The sequence below is a fragment of the uncultured Kordia sp. genome (assembly GCF_947489565.1).
GTDB lineage: Bacteria > Bacteroidota > Bacteroidia > Flavobacteriales > Flavobacteriaceae > Kordia.
Genome location: NZ_CANLEA010000008.1, coordinates 32,058 through 55,030, shown reverse-complemented (window position 1 = coordinate 55,030; position 22,973 = coordinate 32,058). Strand labels below are relative to the sequence as shown.

Annotated in this window: 11 protein-coding genes; 5 read left to right on the top strand and 6 right to left on the bottom strand. The window is 32.6% G+C overall.

Annotated features, from left to right (window positions below; translation table 11 throughout):
* Positions 1 to 1,372 precede the first annotated feature (1,372 nt).
* Together Q0845_RS12310 and Q0845_RS12305 are read left to right on the top strand one after the other, a co-directional pair.
* Complete coding sequence (locus tag Q0845_RS12310; protein ID WP_298513469.1) at positions 1,373 to 8,476, top strand: hypothetical protein; 7,104 nt, start codon at positions 1,373 to 1,375, stop codon at positions 8,474 to 8,476.
* A gap of 32 nt (positions 8,477 to 8,508) precedes the next feature.
* Positions 8,509 to 9,327, top strand: coding sequence for a T9SS type A sorting domain-containing protein (locus Q0845_RS12305; RefSeq protein WP_298513466.1), 819 nt, complete (start codon positions 8,509 to 8,511; stop codon positions 9,325 to 9,327).
* Between the two features lie 220 nt (positions 9,328 to 9,547).
* Here the strand turns inward: Q0845_RS12305 and Q0845_RS12300 are convergent, their stop codons facing one another.
* From Q0845_RS12300 to Q0845_RS12275, 6 genes are all read right to left on the bottom strand, one after another.
* Positions 9,548 to 12,661, bottom strand: coding sequence for an efflux RND transporter permease subunit (locus tag Q0845_RS12300; protein ID WP_298513464.1), 3,114 nt, complete (start codon positions 12,659 to 12,661; stop codon positions 9,548 to 9,550).
* 43 nt (positions 12,662 to 12,704) lie between these two features.
* Positions 12,705 to 13,787, bottom strand: coding sequence for an efflux RND transporter periplasmic adaptor subunit (locus tag Q0845_RS12295; RefSeq protein ID WP_298513462.1), 1,083 nt, complete (start codon positions 13,785 to 13,787; stop codon positions 12,705 to 12,707).
* A gap of 20 nt (positions 13,788 to 13,807) precedes the next feature.
* A complete protein-coding gene (locus tag Q0845_RS12290) occupies positions 13,808 to 16,150 on the bottom strand; it encodes a TolC family protein (RefSeq protein ID WP_298513458.1) in 2,343 nt (780 codons plus the stop codon).
* Between the two features lie 108 nt (positions 16,151 to 16,258).
* Positions 16,259 to 16,846 (bottom strand): Crp/Fnr family transcriptional regulator, encoded by a 588-nt coding sequence (locus Q0845_RS12285; RefSeq protein WP_298513455.1) that lies wholly within the window; start codon positions 16,844 to 16,846, stop codon positions 16,259 to 16,261.
* Positions 16,847 to 16,967: 121 nt separating this feature from the next.
* Complete coding sequence (locus tag Q0845_RS12280; RefSeq protein ID WP_298513453.1) at positions 16,968 to 17,387, bottom strand: hypothetical protein; 420 nt, start codon at positions 17,385 to 17,387, stop codon at positions 16,968 to 16,970.
* Between the two features lie 75 nt (positions 17,388 to 17,462).
* A complete protein-coding gene (locus Q0845_RS12275) occupies positions 17,463 to 18,026 on the bottom strand; it encodes a Crp/Fnr family transcriptional regulator (RefSeq protein ID WP_298513451.1) in 564 nt (187 codons plus the stop codon).
* 679 nt (positions 18,027 to 18,705) lie between these two features.
* Between Q0845_RS12275 and Q0845_RS12270 the strand changes: the two genes are divergently transcribed.
* Genes Q0845_RS12270 through Q0845_RS12260 form a run of 3 tightly spaced genes read left to right on the top strand, consistent with a single transcriptional unit; the run spans position 18,706 to position 22,870 of the window.
* Positions 18,706 to 19,071, top strand: coding sequence for a BlaI/MecI/CopY family transcriptional regulator (locus Q0845_RS12270; protein WP_298513448.1), 366 nt, complete (start codon positions 18,706 to 18,708; stop codon positions 19,069 to 19,071).
* Between the two features lie 3 nt (positions 19,072 to 19,074).
* The gene (locus Q0845_RS12265) at positions 19,075 to 20,541 is read left to right on the top strand and encodes a M56 family metallopeptidase (RefSeq protein WP_298513446.1); all 1,467 of its coding nucleotides are present in this window, start codon (positions 19,075 to 19,077) and stop codon (positions 20,539 to 20,541) included.
* Between the two features lie 22 nt (positions 20,542 to 20,563).
* Positions 20,564 to 22,870 carry a M56 family metallopeptidase gene (locus Q0845_RS12260; RefSeq protein ID WP_298513443.1) on the top strand — a complete coding sequence of 769 codons (2,307 nt, stop codon included), beginning with the start codon at positions 20,564 to 20,566 and terminating at the stop codon, positions 22,868 to 22,870.
* Positions 22,871 to 22,973 lie beyond the last annotated feature (103 nt).

Here is a 22,973-nt window from a genome sequence, read left to right as displayed (position 1 = left end):
TATAAAAGTTTACAAAAAGTGTCAAATCGAGCATTATCGTAGATACCGAGCGCAGCTCATGAGATTTAATTGAAATTCTAGTTTTTATAGTGTTCTCGACTGCGCTCCTTTACTGATGCTTTTGAAACCCAATCGTCACTTCGAGTTTTTTTTCAGAATAAAATGAAGAAAAAATGTATCGAGAAGCGCTCAAAATTCAAAGCTGTTCTCGATACAAGATTTCTTTGAAATCTCACTCGAACTGACGGTTGGAATAAAGACACTATTAAATACACAAGACGATTTGTGTGAATATTTATAAAGTTAATGATTGCCTAAACACTATTCGTGAATTCGTGACAAAAAAATGATCCACAATTATAAGTAATAGTGAAGTAATCAGTTTCACAAAAACACATAATTATTTTTATATCACACAATCCGTCAGTTCGAGTGATTTTCGTAATGAAATGAAGAAAATAGTATTGAGAACAACTCAGAAATTCAAAGCTGTTCTCGATACAAGATTTCTTTGAAATCTCACTCGAACTGACGGTTGGAATAAAGACACTATTAGATACACAAGACGATTTGTGTGAATATTTATAAAGTTAATGGTTCCCTAAACACTATTCGTGAATTCGTGACAAAAAAATGATCCACAATTATAAGTAATAGTGAAGTAATCAGTTTCACAAAAACACATAATTATTTTTATATCACAATCCGTCAGTTCGATTTCTATGACAAAAACAAATGAATTTTGATAAAGTTTGATTTCGTTATGTATGATTCGTCATCACGAGGAACGCTAGTGACGTGGAGATCTGTTTATCATAAAACATATCTGTTATAAAAGTTACAGATTGCTTTGTCATACTTCCGCGCAATGACGCATTATAACAACATTACTACATCGTCAAATTGACACATTTTTACATTAAAAAAGTTACCAAGTAGTTCTCGATACATTTTTATTCCGCTTTGCTCTATAAAAACACTCGAACTGACGTTAGATATTTCAAATTCAAGTTCAAGTTCAATTTCAAAAAATGTCAGTTCGAGTGATTTTCGTAATGAAATGAAGAAGATAGTATCGAGAACAACTCAGAAATTCAATGCTGTTTCAATACAACGAATCACAGATTCGCCACTCGAACTCACATTAATGTAATCAATTAAGTTATCTGTTTTAAAACCCAAAAAATGCTCTAATCCCTTAAAAAATGGAAGTTTTAACAAGTTGTTAATACTTTGTCAACCTGCTTTTTTTCCGAACGCATGAAGATTTATAAATATTTGTCAAAAAATATAAGAACACTCCTGAATAGTTTTTAAAAACATTCATGCAACAGTTTTTATAACAATCATAATTAAAATAAACTAAAAAACGATGTATAGAAAACTAACAGCTTTACTTCTGTTCTGTAATCTATGGTATAGTTACGGATATACAGAAACTGACAACAATGTGGAATGTGCTTCATTCATTCCAATTCCAGATCCTAATTTTGAAATCGCATTATTTAACTTAGGAATTGACGATATGCCAGGCGATGGACAAGTTCCCATGGGAATGGTTATGATAACGACAGACTTAAACGTGTCCAATCAATTTATCGCTGACTTATCAGGAATTGAGCATTTTGCAGCGCTACAAACCTTAAATGTTTCAGGAAATAATTTGACAAATTTGAACCTAAATGGTCTGCCTCAATTGACACATTTGTATGCGAATGACAATATGCTGAACATATTAGACTTAAGTAACAATCAATCGTTGCAATACATACAAGCTGATAATAACAATCTTTTCCAGATCAACATTCAGAATCTATCTGCATTGCTAGAAGTTTCTCTAAACAATAACAACTTATCAATGCTGGAAATTTTTAACAGCATGAACTTGGAAACACTTCGAGTAACGAATAATATGTTTATGACTCTTGAGGTTGGTACATTGACAAATTTAAAAATCTTAGATGTTAGTGAAAATTCACTCCAAAGCATTTCTCTTGAACCGCTCGTGAATTTGGAAAACCTAGTTATTTCTAACAATCAATTGAGTGCAATTGACCTAGGTTTCAATACTGCATTAATAAATTTTGATGCATCCTCAAATCAATTAACAAGTATTGATTTGACTATGAATACTGCATTAAGTACCATTCAGTTAAGCAATAATAACTTGACCTCAGCTAATTTGAGAAATCGTAATAACACCAATATTTCAAGTGTAAATCTAACTAGTAATACTGAGTTAACCTGTGTATTTGTAGATGATACAGCCTATAGTACAAGCAATTGGACCAGTATTGATGCACAAACACTATTTACAAGCACAGAGTATTGTAGATACACCATAATTCCTGACATCAATTTTGAAACGGCATTGGAAGCTTTAGGCTATGATGATATGTCAAGTGATGGACAAGTGCCAACAGCTTTAATTGAAAATGTAACGGCTTTAAACTTAAGTAGCACAGGAACTGCAAATCTAACAGGAATTCAAGATTTTGCTGCATTAGAAAGTTTTGAGCTGAATGGTGAAACGATTCCAACAGTAGATCTAAGTGCAAACACACAATTAAAAACTGTAGAATTTAGTGATTCCACAATCAACACCTTTTTAGTAGACAACAATCCATTGTTGGAAACCATAGAATTTGATAGCTCTGATGAGCAATCGGTAATTACAGATTTAAACCTATCCAATAGTCCTTCGTTAAGAGAATTAGATGCAAATAGTATTGGTTTAGTCAATCTTACCTTGCCAAATGACATTCAAAATTTAGAAAAAGTCTTTTTAGAAGGAAACAATTTCGAATCATTAGACTTGTCAGGTGCTACTTCTTTGACTAGGATTTTATTAGGAAATAGTACTGATCTTAACTATTTGAACTTAAAAAACGGAAACAATACCAATGTTACATTAATCAATTTATTAAACACTCCTAATTTGACCTGTGTTTTGGTGGATGATGCAACTTACAGTACGACCAATTGGACTGTGGTTGATAATCAAATTAGTTTCAGTGATACCTATTGTCGTTATACTGCCATTCCGGATGCCAATTTTGAACTGCGATTAGGAACGTTGGGATATGATGATATTGCTACAGATGGACAAGTGCCAACCGCATTGATAGAAAATGCGCAAAGTATTTTAATCGCTAACTTGGCAATTACTGATTTAACAGGAATAGAGGATTTTACCGCGCTACAAACGTTAGAGGCTGATTTTAACAATCTTACAACAATAGACCTCAGTAACAACCTTAATTTAACATATCTTAATGTAAATCGTAACGATTTAACGAACTTAGATTTAACCGCAAATACATCGTTAGTGACGGTTATTGTTACAGAAAATGAACTCACTGAGTTGGACATCCGCAGTGGTAACAATACGAATATTTTTGTCTTTAATGCTAGAAACAATCCAAATCTCACCTGCATATTTGTGGATGATGCAGCTTATAGTTCCGCAAATTGGACAGCTATTGATGCGCAAACACAATTTTCAGCCACAGGATATTGCCGTTACACTAGCATTCCTGACAGCAATTTTGAAGCAGCTCTAAACACTTTAGGCTATGATGATATTTCAGGCGACCAACAAGTTCCAACCGCTTTAATTGAAGTGGTGACTTCATTAGATGTAAATAGCGAATCGATAGCTGACATGACGGGTATTCAAGATTTTATTGCTTTAACCGAATTAGAAGCAGCTAACAATCCTTTTTCAACGATTAATGTTAGTACACTCACAGATTTGGAAATTTTAAATCTAGATTCATGTCCTATTACCAGTTTAGATGTTTCTAGCAATTTACAATTGAAAAACTTAGATGTTGAAGATGGAGGAAACTTGAACAGTTTAGATTTAACTACGAATACACTTTTAGAAGTACTAGATGCCAATGATGCCAGTTTGTCGAGCATTACTTTTGGGAATTTAACAAGTTTAAAAAACTTATATCTAAACAGTAATCAACTACAATCTTTAGACTTGTCTGAATTGGTGGCCTTGGAAGAAGTTTTTCTCAGAAACAACGCGCTTACATATTTGAATGTCAAAAACGGAAATAATACGGCGATATTGAGCGGGAATTTTGATACAAGCCAAAATCCTGATTTATCCTGTATCGTAGTAGATGATGTAGCTTACAGTACAACCTATTGGACAGCTATTGAACTAAATACTAGCTTTAGTGATACCTATTGCCGCTATACTGCCATTCCAGATTCGAATTTTGAAGCTGCTTTAAATGCGTTAGGCTATGATGATATTCCTGATGACGGACAAGTACCGACAACTTTAATAGAAAATGAGTTGGTATTAGATGTTAGAAACGCTTCCATTGCAGATTTAACAGGAATTGAAGACTTTACAGCCTTAGGATCCTTACGATTGACAAACAATTCATTGACAAGTATAGATCTTTCACAAAACCTTAACCTTGATTTCTTATGGTGTGATAAAAACTCATTAACAAGTCTTGATCTGTCAAACAATACTGGTGTTCGTTTTATTGCTGCCAGCGAAAATGCGATTACTTCTTTTGATGCAACTGGACTTAGTGAATTGACTAATTTATCAATTTGGTCCAATCAACTTTCAAGTATAAATCTAACCGATGCAGTAGCATTAAGAGAACTTGATTTATTTGGCAATTCATTGACTGAATTAGATGTTTCTGAAAATGTTTTATTAAAAGAAATTGGTATTCGAAATAATAGCATTTCATCGCTAGATTTAACCAATAATCCAGCATTGACAAGTGTCGATGTTAGAGATAATGATATGACGCATCTGAATGTAAAGAATGGATTTAATACCAATATTACCAATTTTAGAGCGAATTCTAACAGTAATTTAACCTGCATTCGTGTAGATGATGCAGTCTATAGTACAACCAATTGGACAAACATTGATGCGCAAACAAGTTTCAGTGATACGTATTGTCGTTATACGGCAATTCCAGATCCTAATTTTGAAGCATATTTAGATAGTTTGGGCTATGATGATAGTACTGCAGATGGACAAGTGCCGACGGCGTTGATTGAAGGACTTACTTCATTTACGATACTTCCTGGGAATACTATTTCTGACATTACAGGAATTGAAGCTTTTACTGCATTAGAAGAATTGAGAATTTATCAAAACAACATTACTTCTGTAAACGTAGATGTCAATACAGCTTTAACACTATTGGAGATAAATAGTAATCCTGTAACGAGTCTTAGTATCAATAACAATCCACTTTTGGAGTATATACTCATTGTAGATACAGGAACTACTATAGCAAGTTTAGACTTAAGCAATAGTCCACTACTTAGAGATATAGATATTACCAACGCTGGCTTACAAAGCATCGTATTGCCAGAGTTGCCAAATCTTGAAAAAATCTTTATGCCAAACAATAATTTAACAGATTCTTTAGATCTTTCTGCATCAACAGGCATACAACGTGTTGCGCTTCAAGGGAATAATCTTTTAGATTTTAATATGAAGAATGGTAACAATACGAATATTCTATCTATTTTTTTAGATAACAATCCAAATCTAAGCTGTGTTTTGGTAGATGATGCCGCTTATAGTACGACCAATTGGACAAATCGTGATATGCAAACAAGTTTCAGCGATTCCTATTGTCGTTATACAGCAATTCCTGATGCAAATTTTGAAGCTGCTCTAGAAGCCTTAGGCTACGATGATATGTCTAGTGACGGACAAGTACCAACCTTATTAATTGAAGGAATAACTTCGCTAGATATACAGAATCAAGCAATTACTGATTTAACAGGAATTGAAGCTTTTACGGCTTTGACAGATTTACAAGCCAATAATAATCTATTCTCAACCGTAAATTTACATGCCAATAGTGCCTTAGAAATACTGAATTTATCTAATTGTCCACTAACAGAACTCGACTTAAGCAGTTTAGTAAATCTACTAGAAATCGATCTGGTAAATAACAACTTAACAAGTCTGGACCTAAGTAACAACACTGCTTTACTATCTTTAGTTTCTACAGGGAATAGTATTGTATCATATGATTTACGAAATAATACTGCCTTAAATGAATTGGTCGTTGTTTCTAACGTAGCAGAATTTATCAATATAAAAAATGGCAATAACACAAACATAAGTGGGCATTCTATTTATGGAAGCCCATCTTTATGTGTATCTGTAGATGATGTACAATACGCAGTAAGTAATTGGAGTAATGTGCAGTCTTCCAGTATTTTCACTGATAGTTATTGCCGTTATACACAAATTCCAGATGCTGACTTTGAAGCGCAGTTAACCTCACGAGGTTATGATGATATTCCAGATGACGGACAAGTGCCAACCTTACTCATTGAAAGTATAACTACGCTTGTCTTAAATAATGATAATATATCAGATGTTACAGGAATTGAGGATTTTGCTGCCTTAACTAGGTTATCACTCAAAGAAAATGACTTTACAACCATTGACTTATCACAAAACACACTTTTAGAAAGTATCAATTTTGAAGAATCTGATGTGATAAGTATAAACATCTCTAACAATCCGTTGCTTAGAAGCATTGATTGCAACCAATCTGATTTAGCAAATATTGATATCAGCAATGTTCCTTTGTTGGAGTATTTAGATATTAGTGGGACAGAAGTAGCAAATTTAGACACAAGTAATACGCCATTATTATCAAATTTAGATGTAAGTGGCACGCTAATTTCAGTGTTGGATGTAAGTAACAATCCGTTGCTTACCAGCATACGAATAAATGGTACAGATATAGAATCATTAGATCTATCAGTATGTACTGGTTTGATTGAGTTCAGCGCCTTTAATGCTACCAATTTGACGTTTCTAAACATGAAAAATGGTAATAATACCAATGTAATCGATTTTGATACACGTAACTGTAACGTATTGGATTGTGTCTTGGTGGATGATGCTGCGTATAGTACCACCAATTGGACACAAATCGAAGCTGTAACTAGCTTTAGCGATACGTATTGCCGTTATACAGCAATTCCTGATGCCGTTTTTGAATCCGAATTAGGAGCTTTAACCTATGATGATATTCCAGATGATGGACAAGTGCCAACGGCTTTAATCGAAAACGTTATTTCCTTAGATGTTGGTGGCGCTGGTATTTCAGATATCACTGGAATTGAAGCCTTTGTAAATCTAGAAGATTTGAATGTTGAATCAAATTCATTTACCAATATTGATGTAAGCAATCTTACAAAACTAAAAGAGCTTAGACTGAGCAATTGTCCAATAACGAGTATAGATGTCAGTACGAATGTCTTATTAGAAGATTTATTCTTAGAAAATGCGGTCAATTTAGGAGTATTAGACCTAAGCACAAATACACAATTGATAAATCTTGATGCTACAAATTGTGGAATTACAGCTATCACCTTTACCACACATGATAATTTATTGTCTATTGTTGTTCCGCAAAATGAATTAACCAATCTAGACGTATCTTCTTTTGGCGCTTTGGCAGGAATTGAAGTAAACGACAATAACCTAAACTTTCTAAATGTAAAAAATGGAAACAACGGAAATTTAGAAATCATCGATTTCACCAATAATCCAAACCTAGCGTGTATTTTGGTAGATGATGCCGCAAACGCGAATACAAATTGGAGCAGTTTCAAGGATGTTACAGCAACTTATAATGATGTTTCATGCACCAACGATTTCTCATTAGATATCAGAGTCTATTTGCAAGGTGCTGCCTTGAATCGGAATGCAGGTGAACAAAACCTAATGCGAGACGATGTACGTGTGGCGGGATACTTACCAACGACGAGTCCGTATGCAGATGCAATTACCTGTGAAGCTACCGTGTTTGATGTTGCTGGAGCTAATGCTATTGTCGATTGGATTTGGATAGAATTACGTGATCCTACAAACAATACTGTTGTTTCACATGCACGTTCTGCACTACTACAACGCGATGGAGATGTAGTAGAAATTGATGGTGTTTCTACATTAAATTTCTCTAATCTTGAAGATACCTATTATGTAGTTGTAAACCATCGAAGTCATTTGGGAATCATGACCGCAAATGCAATAACATTTACTATAGGAGCTACAAATTCTGTAAACTTTGCAAGTTTTGGTAATTCTTCACTATTTGGAAGCAATGCGCGAACTACGTTTGGAATGCCTACAGAAATTTATGGAATGTGGTGTGGAAATGCAAATGGAGATACTGTAATTCAGTACTCAGGAACAAGTCCTGATACGCCAAATATTCTATCGGAAGTATTAAATGATCCAGGCAACTTCTTGAATTTCCCAACCTATAGCGTTACAGGTTATAATGTGAACGATGCCAATATGGACGGTGTTATTCAATACTCAGGTACCAATCCTGACACGCCATTTATTTTACAAAACGTACTGGCGCATCCTGGAAACTTCCTAAACTTTAGTACCTATCAAATCATAGAACAATTACCAGAAAATCTAATACAACAATAAACCTACAAACAAAAAAGACAAGTTATACTATTATGAAAACACAAAAAATATCAACGTTAGTCCTAATCATCATTGCGTTATTCTCGTACCAAGCAAACGCACAAGATGGATATACTTATACATTAATTGACAATGGTTCTTACAACTTTACCATTGGCGCTGTTCCGAATACAAGTTCTAATAATTTTGCTACATCCGTACAGAGTTATGGTTTCACCATTATCCTACCAGATGGTGTTACTGCAAGCATCACTTCCTCTTTAGGAGGTGCTGCTTCTGCTACCTTTTTCGATGGAACAAACGTTGCACAACCAGCAATTGATGGCTATTTAATTACAGAAACTTTGGGAAGTCCAGCATCTTTAACTGCACCGTCTGCGGGAACAACTTCCAATATTGTGACCATTCAAATTAATGGAGCACCAACATCTGGAAGCATGTATATTTTAGAGAATAATTCTGCTTTAGCGACTACGGTAACGCCGTTAAAAAGTTTTATGCAAGCTGATATGGTAGATAACGGAATGGCAGAATTTGTAAATGTAGTAGATCCGAATGCTACAGCAGTTTCGGGAATGTCTTCCTTTGATTTTTCAACACTTTCCGTAGAAGAAACAAACGAATTAGCTACACTTTCTATCTATCCAAATCCTGTAAAAGATATCATTCACATTACAAATGCAAATACTGACTTGATCAAAGCAGAAATTCACAATTTGAATGGACAATTGGTACTTTCTAAAGAAAATAATCTAAGCACAATGAATGTGAATGGATTACAAAGTGGGATATATATGTTAAAACTCTATTCTGAAAAGGCAGAAAAAACGATCAAACTGATCAAAAATTAAGTAGAAAAATATCAAAAAGAAACTGCTGTCCGTTAGCATCTATTGATGAAATAGATATAATTGATGGTTAGTTTATTTTAATTATGGTTGAAAGATGGGGTGGTTCCCATCTTTCTTTTTTTTATGAAAACACAAATATTTTTAGAATTAGCCATTTGAATATATAATGGATTGACAGAGTGAAGTTAAAATTTCTTTTAAGTTAAAACTCATGACCATACTAATCGTCTAACAGACGTTCATTAAAAGTGTAATTTTTGTAATTAACTTTGAATAAAACGCTATACATTGAAGGAATAAATAGCAGTGTAATTACAGTGCCAAATAATAAACCTATCATAATAGAAACAGCCATTCCTTCCCATAAATCTCCACCACTTAAGTATAAGGGAATCATTCCTAAAACTGTTGTAAATGTCGCTAGTATTATAGGTCTAAATCTTTGTAAACAAGCTGTAATTACGGCATCATGATCATTTCTACCTAAATCATTTAACTCTACTTCAATACGATCTACAAGTACAATAGCATTATTAATTATAATTCCTGCTAAAGAAATCACTCCTAAAAATGGCATAAATCCAAAAGGTTGTTGAAATATCAATAAACCAATAACAACACCGATTATAGCCAAAGGTATTGTTAATACAATCATCGTCATTTTTCGAACCGAGTTAAACTGTATAATAAGTAATAAAACAATAATAAATGCAGAGATAGGTAAATACCCTATGACAGAACCCATACCATCTGCTGTTCTTTTAGCATCTCCTCCAAATTCATAGGTATATCCTTCTGACCAATTTTGACTCTGTTTTTTAATCCAAGGTGATATTTCCTCCATTATGGCTGAGGCATTTGCACCTTCTCTTAACTCACAGCTCACATTAATTGTACGAATAATATTTAATCGTTTTATCTTAGCATATTGCCATGATGGAATTATGGAGGCTACTTGTAATAGAGGAACACTTTTTCCTGAACTTTGTGCATAAATATTTAAGGTTTCTAATGATGCTAATGTTTGTTGTTGGTTGGCATCGTTTCGCATTACAATTGGAATTGACTTATCATCTTCACGATAGCTTCCTGTTTGGACACCATCTAAAACTGTTAATAATGATGCAGCAATGTCTTGGCTTGTAACCCCTGCACTTTTTGCTCTATTCTGATCTATTTTAATTAAGAATTTTTTACTTTTTGGTCCCCAATCATCTTTAAGGTTTTTGACTCCTTGTATACTTGATAATTTTAATTTAATAGATTCCGAAATTTTTGATAATTCATCTGGATTTGCTCCAGAAATTTTAATTTCAATAGGTGCTCCAGCTTCACCAGCAGCCAAAGGATACACTTTAATGTTTGCGCTTGGAATTGCATTAAAAGCAAATTTATCCAACTTGGCAATCATTGCATTGTTTTCGCTAAAATGAGAAGTGTTAATAAGCAAATGTGCATAATTGGAATTAGGTTCATCAGGATCGTACCCCAAATCATAAGATTCTGGTCCTTTACCTGTATATGATGACCAACTTATAATTCCGGAAGTTCTATTCTCATTTACTTTTAAAGAATCTGCAATATAGTTTTCTATGCGTTCCACTACTTTAGCAGTACTCTCTATTTTGGTTCCTTCAGGTAAGTTTACATCTAGCGTAATTAAATTACGATCACTATCTGGGAAAAATATAAAAGGAACATATCCAAAACCGTAAAGCGAAATAATGAAGGAAGCAAAAACACCAATGATGACTTTCCATTTATGTCGCAATGCAACTAAAATTAAATCTTTATACTTACTTTTCATAGTATTTATAATCTTATCTACCATGCTCGGTTTTTTAGAACCCTTAGGTGTAATTTTCATAAATAAGTAACAAAACATCGTGATTACTGTTAAGGCAATTAGCCAAGATGATAGTAACGCAATAGAAATAATTACAAAAATTGGACCTACAATATCTCCCATAACATTAGGTGATAGGTAAAAGGCTAAAAATGCTGCGGATGTTGTTAATGTTGAAATTAGTAAAGGCATCCACAATTCTGAAAAGGCATCTATGGAGGCTTTCTTTTTATCGATTCCTTGTTCAAGTTTTACCATAATGGTTTCTGCCACTACAATAGCATTATCTACAAGCATTCCTAATGCCATAATTAAGGCAGCAAGTGTAACTTGATTTAATCCAATATTCATCAATCCCATAGTCATTAGTGTAGTAATGATTACAATGGGAATTAAACTGGCAATTATAAAACCTGTTCTAAGTCCTAAAAAGATTAGCATTACTAAAAGTACAATTGTTATCGATTGTACTAAGTTGACCATAAAGTCATTTATCTTCACATTGATAAAATTATCGATAGAAGAAACACGAGAAAGTTCAAGACCTACGGGAAGTCTTTTTTTCCACTTATTCATTAATTTATCAACTTCAACACCTAGTTCAACAACGTTTTCATTTTCTTTTAAGTTTACGTGCAGAGATATTGCATTCTTCCCATTTATTTTCACAATTTGATTGGAAGGATCGATGTATCCTTTATTTATTGTAGTGATATCACTTAGTTTTACAAGTTGCGTTCCATTTCCAACAGGTATCAACATTTCTCGAATATCATCAATTGTATTAAAATTCCCTGTGGGTTCTAAAATGATTCGTTCATCTCCTAAATTTATTTGTCCACCAGAATTTAAAATATTTGTGGCAGCAATGTTTTGCTGTAATTTGTAAGCCGTTAAATTGTACTCTTTTAATTTGGCATTGTCGAACTCAATAAATACACGTTCGTCTTGTACACCGCCTATTTCTACTTTTGCAGCAGCAGGAAGTTTTATTAAGTCATCTTTTATATCATCGGCGTATTCTTTCATTTCAGCATACGAGAAACCATCTGAGGTTAAGCCAATGGCAATTCCATATACATCTCCAATACCATCGTCGTCTAATTGAAATCTTACTCCATCAGGTAAACCTTGAATGACATTTAGTTTTCTGCGCAATCTATCCCATACAGCTTGCATTTTTTCGGGAGTCACTTCATCTTTAAGTGTTATTTCTACTACAGACAAACCTGTTCTGGATGTGCTAGTTACTTCATCCAATTCTGGAAGCTCTTGTACTTTTTTTTCTATTTTATCAGTAACTAATTGTTCTACACGCTCAGGACTTGCTCCTGGAAACACTGAAACTACAGTTGCAACACGCACAGTATATGGTGGCATACTATCTCTGGAAAGATTAAAGTATATAGATACACCTAAAATAAGTAAGGTGATTAACACCATAAAGGTGATTCTATTTTTTTCAATAGAAAATTTTGCTAAGTTCATAAAATAGATGTGTTTTTTCTTAACTACGCTGAATATTAATTTATTATGGTTTCACTTCTTGTCCGTCTAGCAATGTCTGCAAACCAGCAGTTGCTATTTTTTGCCCTAGTGACAAACCAGAGATCACTTCAAAGCCTTCTGCAGTTAAATTTCCGATAACAACTTTTTGTTTTTTTACTTTGGTGACTCCTCCTTCATTTGTAATTAAGAATACAAAGCGACCATTACTATCTTCTCCAACAGCATTGGCAGGTACTACTAAAATGGTATTTTCATTTTTGTGATCTCCGAAATTAAAAGTAATGTTTGCAGCCATTCCACTTTTAATTTCATTACTAGGATTGGTAAGTGCTACTCGAATAGGATATGTAGCCGTATTGAGGTCTACTGCAGGTGATACTTCTGTCACTTTAGCTTTAAACTTCTTGTTGGGAAGTGATGAAAAATTTACATCAACATCCATTCCTTGTTGTATACTATTAATAACATTTTCTGGAATTCCTAGCGTTATTTCCATAGTTTCGCCAGCATTCAGTGTTGCAACTACTTGTCCGGGCACAATATTTTCATCTTTTTCAGCAGTTACAGCAGCAATGATTCCATTTGCAGGAGCGTATAAATATCCAAAACGCACTTGTTCTTGTTGAATATCTACGCCTCTTTTAGCAGATTGATAACTTTCTGTAGCAGTTTTAAATGCATTTTTTGCTGATTCAAAATCACTTAAAGAAGCACTTCCTTTTTCATATAAAGAATGCACTCGATTTAGTGCAAGTTTCGCAGTATTCATCTGAGATTCTGCACTATTTAATTGCGTAAGTGCTTGCTCATACGATAAGCGCGATTGTACATTGTCAAGCCTTGCTAATAATTGTCCTTTTTTTACTTTTTGACCTAGTTTAATATCGTATACTGTGATGATTCCAGCACTACGAAAACTCATATTAATAATTTTATCAATTTGAGCAGTTCCATTAAACGTTCTCACCTTTTCATCACCCAAATACCCTATTTCCTTATATTTTATAGGTCTGACAAATTTTTCAGTCACTTCTTTTTCTTCCGAACAGGAAACAAGTACACTTGTTATGGCAGTTATATAAAAAATCTTTAGTAATGATTTCATTGTGCTATCGTATGTTTAGATTAATTTCTCTTGCTTAAGTATTCTAAAAATCGTTGTGTGAATTGGGTATTCTTTTCCTTTGTATTCAATAAGAAATAAGATCCTAAAAAGCGTTCTAGTTGTAAGGCATTAATTAAAAAGCTGTATGCAGCAGTAGTTCTGGCTTGTTGCGCATTGAGGTAATTATTTTGAGCATCAATTAACTGAATGATATTTACAGCTCCATTAGCGTATGAAACTTGTGTAAGCTCTAAGGCTTCTTTAGCTGTTTCTTCTGATACTTTAGAAAGTTCAATATTAGATATTTGGTTGGCAACATTGTAAACTGCTGTGCGTATGTTACTGGCAATTGCTAACTCTATATTCTCCTTGTTAATGTTTAATTGGTCTTTTTGAATAGAGGCAGTTTGGCGATTTATATTCGTTTTATTTTGATTGAATATTGGAATGGATACATTAACACCAACATTATAACTATTATCAACCAAAGAAAAACCTTGAGGCGGCTCGCTACCAGCTCCGCTTCGATTAAATGTTGAGTTGTATTGACCTTGTAAAGCAACGGTTGGCAAGAAGCGACCGTTTGAATTAAGTTTTAAATTACGCTCAACAGCTTCAAGATTGTAACCTAAAGATTTAAGTTCGGGCGCATTGTTTTTAGCTTCTTCAACTAAAAAATCAATAAAGGGTTCGCGTGAGGTAGGATCATCTAATAAATTTACAAGTAAATCATAATTATATTCTTTAAACACCTCATTATTAAGCGTTACATCTTCAACATCAATTTCAGTTTTTACAGGATTATTTATAACTTGATTTAAGGCTACATAACTTTGCTCTAATTGATTGATAGATTCAACCATAGATTGTGTGTTTTGAGCCATCTGACTACGAAATCGAAGCACATCTGATTTCCCTGATTGACCTGCGTCAAAGTTTTGCTGTGCAATTTGCAAGTTGCTTTTGGTTAAATTAAGATTTCTTAATTGAATTTGTACGTTCGCTTTCAAAATCAACACATTAAAATATGCATTGGACGCATTAAAAACGATATCTAATTCTGATGCATTAAAATTTTCTTGTTGTGCTTTTTGTAATTTTTTCTGAATTGTGATGTTAGCATTCGCTGCTTCAGAAAAAATGGTTTGTTGTAAAGTTATATTACCCGAAGTAGAGAATTCAGGATTTTGCCCTAAACTCACTTCGGCTAAATTTGGGTCAACATAGGTACCACTACCAGAAGCTGTTAGGCTAGGCAGATAATTACTTTTGGCAAGTTTTACATCTTGATTAGAGAGATCTATATCTTTTTTTTGTGCTTGTAAGGATAAATTTTTGTTTAAGGCATCGTCAATGACTTCTAAAATAGTATATGTTTTTTTTGACAATACGTTTTTAAATTCCCCAACAAAATCTGTGTCATTAATTAAACTATATTTTATAGGCACACCAACTTGTTCGGCTGTATTATAATTAATGGTAAGGCGTGGATTATACTCAACAAAAACGGGCATTTCGGATAGCGATTTCCCATTAACAAACCCTTCTATAGAAAGCGCTATACGTCGCATTAATTGTTTAGAATTTTCGTTAGATTCATTAGTTGCCATGAATCCATTTTGGACATAATCTATCCCCAGATTTGTAAAAGAGGGTATTTTTTTTTGAATTAAGTTTTGAGCTAATGAAGTTAAATCTGCATCACTTAGGTAAAATCCTCCTCCTAAATAAACAGCATCAACATCGGTAAGACTAGAAGTGATATCTGTAATAGTATCAAACGGTATCAATTTATAATTAGCATCTAGTTTTTTTAATGCTATATCGAATGATTCTTTTAGCGAAAATTGATCTACTAAAGGACGATCAATGATAATACCTAGCTTTTTAAAGTCTGTGAGTTCTTTGAATGTTTTAATATCGTCAAGAAAAGATTTAGATTCAATCAGATACGTGAAATTTTCAATTCCCGAAGTCTTTTTTGAAAAATTAATGTTATGAAAATCTTTATTGACTGCCCCAAATAAAATAGTGGGTTTTACATAGTTGGTTTGATTATTGACAATTTTGTTGTTTATACCTCCAAAAGCCAATATGATATCTGTATCATTTGTAAGAAGTAGCTTGTAATTATCTTCTGCCTTTTGTATATTAAAATCATTTACTAGCATAGAAGCATCTGAAAAATTGATAACTGCATCTTCCCCAACTACTGCTTTAATTTGCTTTTGTAGTTCAACTAAAATAGTGTCAATTTTTTCCGTTCTTTTATCTAAAAGAATGCCAATGTTATAGTTTGTTTTTTGTGCAAAACTTGTAATAGATAGTAATAAAAAAATGAAAAGGAGCAGTTGTTTATTCATTCCACTAATGGTTAGCCGTTATTTAATTTTATATAGTATTTTGAACTCTTTTTCTAATACTAAAAATATATGGCTAAAGTAAACTGCGTAAATTTCAAATCGATTGAATTAATTCAAGTCGGCTAATTTTTTTTGCATTTTACTATACCATTCTGGCGTAATTCCCATTAGTCTAGCAATGTTTTTATCAGGGATTCTATGTAATATAATTGGAAACTTTTCTTTTAAGTACATAATGAATTCTATTGGAGTATGTGAAGACATATGATTTCTAATTTCAAATAGAATTACTAAATCATTGAGCACATCTCTTCTTATAAATTCATTCAAATGTGGATACGTGTTTGCCCAAGATTCTATACTGCTGTATGAAAACTTAATAATTGTAGCATCTTCAATAGCTGTGACTTCATATTTGGTAAGTTCTTCCAAAAAAATACTATCTAAACAGCATATTATATTAAATAAGTCATCTAAAAAAAACCAAACCGTTTTTGATTCTCCATTCTTTGATACTAGTGAAATCTCAAAACTTCCAGAAACGATAAAAAACAGATTTTTATTCATTTCTGCATATTTAATAAGAACTTCTTTTTTTTTCACATTCATAACTGAACAATCTTTTTTTATGTGTTCCCATTGTTCATCACTAATTGGCGTATGTTTTTCAATTTTTTTTCTAAATGCATTTAACATGATACTATAAGTTAGGGGATTAATCTTAAATAATATTTTATTCGTGTAGAAGTAATTAGTAAAATAAAAAGCAGCTTGTGTTAAAACACGAACCGCTTTTATTGAGTAATTGAATTATATGTCATTCAGCTAAGCTTTTTTTAAACTTTGATTTTACAAACTCTTTAATTGGATTGTAAGAAACCCAAATGGCTACACATAAGAAAGTAAAAGACGGTAATGTAAAATAAAAAGGTTCGCTAATGCCATCCATGAAGTTAAACCATCCAAAAGCAATATGCGAAGCTACAGCACCTATTAATGTTGGTATTATAACGAGACCTCCGTAAACTCTAAATATCATTTTTTTTGTACCAATTAAATACAAGATTCCACCAAGTAATTCAATATAAGGAACTGATTTTAAAAATACTTCAGGCAAAGGATACACATAAAAATGAACCGACGGTCCATAATAGAATAGCTTAAAAGATGCGGAAAGCATCATTATAAGAAACATAAAATAGCAACCATATGTTCTTGATGTAATGTTTAGATTCATGATTTATTAGGGATTAAAAATGAACTTTAAAGATATGGTTGTTAAAAAACAGTTCTTTTAACAAATGTTAAATAATTACTTCTTAGCTCTTATTCTGCTTAGTGAAACTTGAGAAATACCAAAATAAGCAGATAAATCCTTTAAACTAACTTGATTAATTAAGTGACTCTTGTTCTTTAAAAAATTTGAATATCTTTCACTAGCATCGCTTTCAAGTAGTTCACGTACTCTACTCATCATTTTACCAGTTGCAATTGACAACAATGATGATGTTATTTTTTCAAAAGAAAGATGTTCGGCGGCTAATTTTTCTAACTGATAATAATCAATTTCAATTAATGAGGTATTTTGAATGGCAATTATTTTGTATTGAGAAGGTTGCTTGGTCAGTAAACTATCTAGAACAGCACAGAAATGGTGTTTGTCAAAAAAATTCATCACAAATTCTTTATCTTCATTAAAAAAGGAAATTTTTACTAAACCATCATTTACAAAATATAATTTTTTATTAATCTGGTGCATCTTTAACACCTCTTCTCCTCTCAAATATTTTTTTTCTTCGACTATATTCGTTAATAAAACTATTTCTTCTTTGTTAAGTGTGGATAGTTTATTTAGGTGTTTTAAAAAGTCTTCCATTTTAATTATTTCTTATACTTAAAAGTATAAGATACTTATTTTATTCGTTTACATTCTTTCTGTATATACTGATAATTTACATTAAGCAGTTCTAATTAATAATCTTGATTGTCAAAAATACTTTTTTAGATATGTAATTATCTTGAATTAATTCAAGTTCTTAACTCTGGTAAGTACCTAAACGAATCAACTACTAAGTTAAATAGTAATGATTAGCGTGAAATGTGCTTTAATGCTTTTTCACATAATGTTCCAATACCTCTTAAATATTTACAAAGTTGCGGTGTGTTTAAACGAATATATAATTTGTGTTTTCAAAATAAGAAAAATACATACGAATACTGGGATTGAAGCATTTTTAATATGAACAACCTAAAAAGTCAATAGGTATAGCTTTTAGCTATCTCTTTTTTAAAAAAGGATGCCACTTTTATCCTTAACACCTAGGACTACACAAAATAGAAATTTCTACCAAAGTGCTAAACCCTAAAAAAATCGTGACAGCACAAATTCAGAAAATATTCTACCTCTACATTTGTAGAATTAAAATTTATATTCTACATTTGTAGAGTAATATTACAGTGATTGGTGTAAAATGAACTGTTTTTATTTTGATGTCGACCGAAATAATGGCGTTTCTTTTTACAAACAATCAAAACAATACTTAAAATTTTGACGTGTGAAACTATCAAAAACAGAAGAACAATTGATGCAGCATTTATGGAAGCTTGAAAAAGCATTCATGAAAGATATTTTGGAACAGTATCCTGAACCAAAACCTGCAACAACCACCATTGCTACTTTATTGAAACGTATGACTGATAAAGGATACGTTTCCTATAAAACGTTTGGAAAATCAAGGGAATATTATCCATTAATCAAAAAAGCAGATTATTTCTCCAAACATGTCAATGGACTCATCAAAAACTTTTTTAACGATAGCGCTTCTCAGTTTGCTTCTTTCTTTACCAAAGAGACAAATTTGACCAAAGAAGAGCTTGAAGACTTAAGAAAGCTTATCGATAACGAAATTAAAAAGAAGTAAATAATGCTACTATACATTCTAAAATTTAGTGCAATTCTGGCTATACTTTTAGCGTTTTACAAGCTTTTTCTTGAAAAAGAAACGGCGCATGTATTCAAGCGTTATTATTTATTGGCAAGTTTGGTACTGGCGTTTGGTATTCCATGCATTACGTTTACAACCTATGTTGAAACTATTGTAACAACTACGGCTATTCCTGTAAATTTTGCAGTGGCAGAAGTTCCTTTACATAACTCATTGGAAGTAACAAATGTAAATTATTGGAATGTTATTGCCTGGAGTGTATATAGTATTGGATTGCTGCTTTTTGGAAGTAAATTTATTCGAAACTTGTGGAGCATGATTGTCAAAGTGCAGCAAAATCCCAAGCATTCAAATAAAGATGTTACGTATGTTTTAATGAATGAAAAAGTAACACCACATACTTTTTTGAAGTATATCTTTTTCAACAAACAGACATTCGAACAGCAACACATTCCAAAAGAAGTCGTTTGGCATGAAGAAACGCATGCAAAACAAAGGCATTCTATCGATATCATTCTCGTAGAAGCTTTGCAAGTAGTATTATGGTTCAATCCGTTGCTATACATCGCAAAAACTTCTATCAAATTAAATCATGAGTTCCTGGCAGATCAAGGCGTTTTATACAAAGGAGTACAACCTTCTATATATCAAGAAATTTTATTGAGTTTTTCTTCACGTTCAACCGTAGGAAGTTTGGCAAATGCCATTAATCATTCATCTATAAAAAAAAGATTTACAATCATGAAATCATATACATCAAAACGAGCGCTATTGCTGCGTAGTTTACTGTTGATTCCTGTCGTTGCTTTTACATTATACAGTTTTAGTTCCAGAGAAACCATCTTACAAGAAAAAGAGGGAAAAGAACAAGCGATAAAGCACATAGAACCAATACAGAAAACAGCGATAAAGCAAACTCATACAGTCAAAACAACCACAAAAAAAGGAAAGGTAACACCTAGCTCCTATTTTGAAGGTGTACGATTTGTTCGTTATAAAAACGGCATTCAGTACAAAGACACCATTGTTGGAGAACATCCAATATTTGATAAAAAATATGAGGAATTTACCGAAGCAGAAAAGAACTCTAAAGAGCTACGTTTTATGTTCTTCATGCCTAAACCAATGGAGAAAAGAACACCATCAAATGCAGAATTGAAAAAGTATTTGAATAAAAAAGTGTACGCCATTTGGATTGATGGAGAATCTGTAGATAATGCGGAATTGGCAAATTATAAACGCACCGATTTTGCTTCTTACAGCGCTCCAATGACCATTACCAAAACTGGTCGTTCTGAGAAATATCCACAACCTTTTTGGTGTATGTTTTATACACACGACTATTACAAGGCCAAAAAGTATGGGGAACAACAACAAAAATATGTTGGAACAGAGGCAATGTCCTTTGAAAATATTAAAAAAGTAAATAGAAAATTTAAACAGTAATTTCTAATTAAAATACAAACTCATGATCGCGTATATCATCAAATCAGGATTGTGCTTAGCGCTGGTATTACTAGTTTACAAAGTATTGCTAGAACGTGAACGCATGTATGTGTTTAACAGGTATTATTTGCTTTTCGGATTGTGTTTCGCGCTGATGGTTCCATTGATTACTATGGAAACCGTGGTAGAAATTCCTTTTACCGAAAGTACCGCATCTGTGAATTTACAGTATACAAATACTGGTGAATTTACGGGTCTTGAAGCTGAGCAGATTCAAGTAGCAACTACAATTTCTGTTTGGATTCTTGTAACGCTGAGTTTGTATAGTATTGGAAATATATTGTTCTTGTTTCGCTTTGTTAGAAATATCTATCAAATTTTCTATAAAATTATTAAAAGTGTACGTGTTCGTTACAAGACAGCATCATTGGTATTGCTGAAAGAAAATGTGTTACCGCATACGTTTTTACACTATATATTTTTAAAGAAAGAAGCGTATGATACACAAAACATTGCAGAAGAATTATACACGCACGAATTGGCGCATGTGACACAAAAACATTCGCTCGATATTATTTTAATTGAATTGATTCAGATTGTATTCTGGTTCAATCCATTACTTATTTATTACAAAAAGGCCATACAGCTCAACCATGAGTTTTTAGCAGATGACGCTGTATTAAAATCGAACATACAGATTCCAGCATATCAACATTTATTATTAGCAAATGCCGATTGGAATCACAACTTATACTTGGCCAGTAATTTGAATTTTTCCGTAACTAAAAAGAGATTACAAATGATGACAAAACATACAACTCGTGTACGCGCCTGGCTAATTGCCACGCTCACGATTCCCGTTTTTATAGGTGCACTATTTTTATTTAGCACAAAAGTAATTGCGCAAAAAACGACTGCTGAAATCAAAGAAATTCCAGCGATAAAAAAGACCATTCAACAAGATCCTAAAGCCGATTATTATAAAAATGCAACTTTTATTTTTGAAGATTTAAAAGGAAATAAAGTTACCAAAACCTATGCACAATTGAGTGTTGAGGAAAAAGCAATGCTCATTCCTCCTCCATCTAAACCAAAGGTAAATCGTCCCAATAAAAAACAATTGAACGATTGGAGAAACCACACTAAATATGCCATTTGGATTGATGGAAAAGTGAGTAACAACACAGAGATTTCCAACAATGATATTGTATATTATACGCAGAGTTTTGTTTATAAAAATGCACGAAGCGAACGTTTTCCGCAATCGTATCAAGTGCAATTATATACCGAATCAGGTTTTAATACATTAACAACAGAATTTGCAAGTCCGCTAAGCAAAAGTGCTGTTTTACATTTTAAAAAAGGAAAACATAACAATGCAAGTTTAAAGAAGAAAAAAGTTGGTGCTACTCAAAATAACTCTGTACGTCATGAGCTTTCAAAAATTAATGAATTGCCTATTCATTATGTAAATGACAAAAATGGTCCAAATGAAATGGAAGTACCTTTTGTTAAAGAAACAGAAAAGAAAACAGTACAAAAAGATATTGTATTGCTCATCAATAAAAACGAACAATTTTTATTGAATGATAATTATGTTTTTAAATTCAAAAGTTTAGATAAGTTTATCAAATCCGAACTTGCAAAAATGAAGCCTAAAAAGTCAATCACAGCTTCATTAGTTTACGATATTACTGTTTCAAAAGAGTTTATTTCAAAAACCATAGCGGTCTTAAAGAGAAATAATATTTATGATATTACAACTCGAAATTCATCTTCTGAAGAAGAATTACGCTTGCCTCCGCCTCCACCAGCACCGCCAGCGCCAATAAAACGAACCATTATTAAAGAAGGAAATATTGCTAAACTTCATGATATCGTGATACGTTTTAATAAAAAACATGCGATTTCAGTAAATGATGTTGTTATAAAATCAATTGACATGCTTCCTGCTAAAGTCAAAGCGCTAGCTTCTTCGGTTAAAAACAAAAAGCCAACTGCTGCTATAGTGTATGATGTTAAAGATGATAATGCTTCAGATTTAAAGTCTAAAATAAAGCAAATTCTTAAACAAAATAACATTACCGAAGTTCGCACAATTTTTGCTTATGATTTAAAAATTGCTCCGCCACCTCCGCCACCACCAGCTCCCAAAAAGCCAACAGTTAAGGAAATAAAGGTCAAGAACAAGACTAAAAATAAAGCAAAGAACAAAGCAAAGAACAAAGCGAAAGCGAAGAACAAGGCAAAGGACAGTAAGAAAGTTGTACCGAAAGTGATTGAAGTAAAAGAAGTTCCTAAGAAAAAGTTGAAGGAGAAACAGCTATAATCTTATTAACAGAAAATTCAGATGCATTACTGCCAATACTAATACATTGTGGCATGTATGTTATGAAATATGAAAAAGCAGCTTATAAACTCAAAATAAGCTG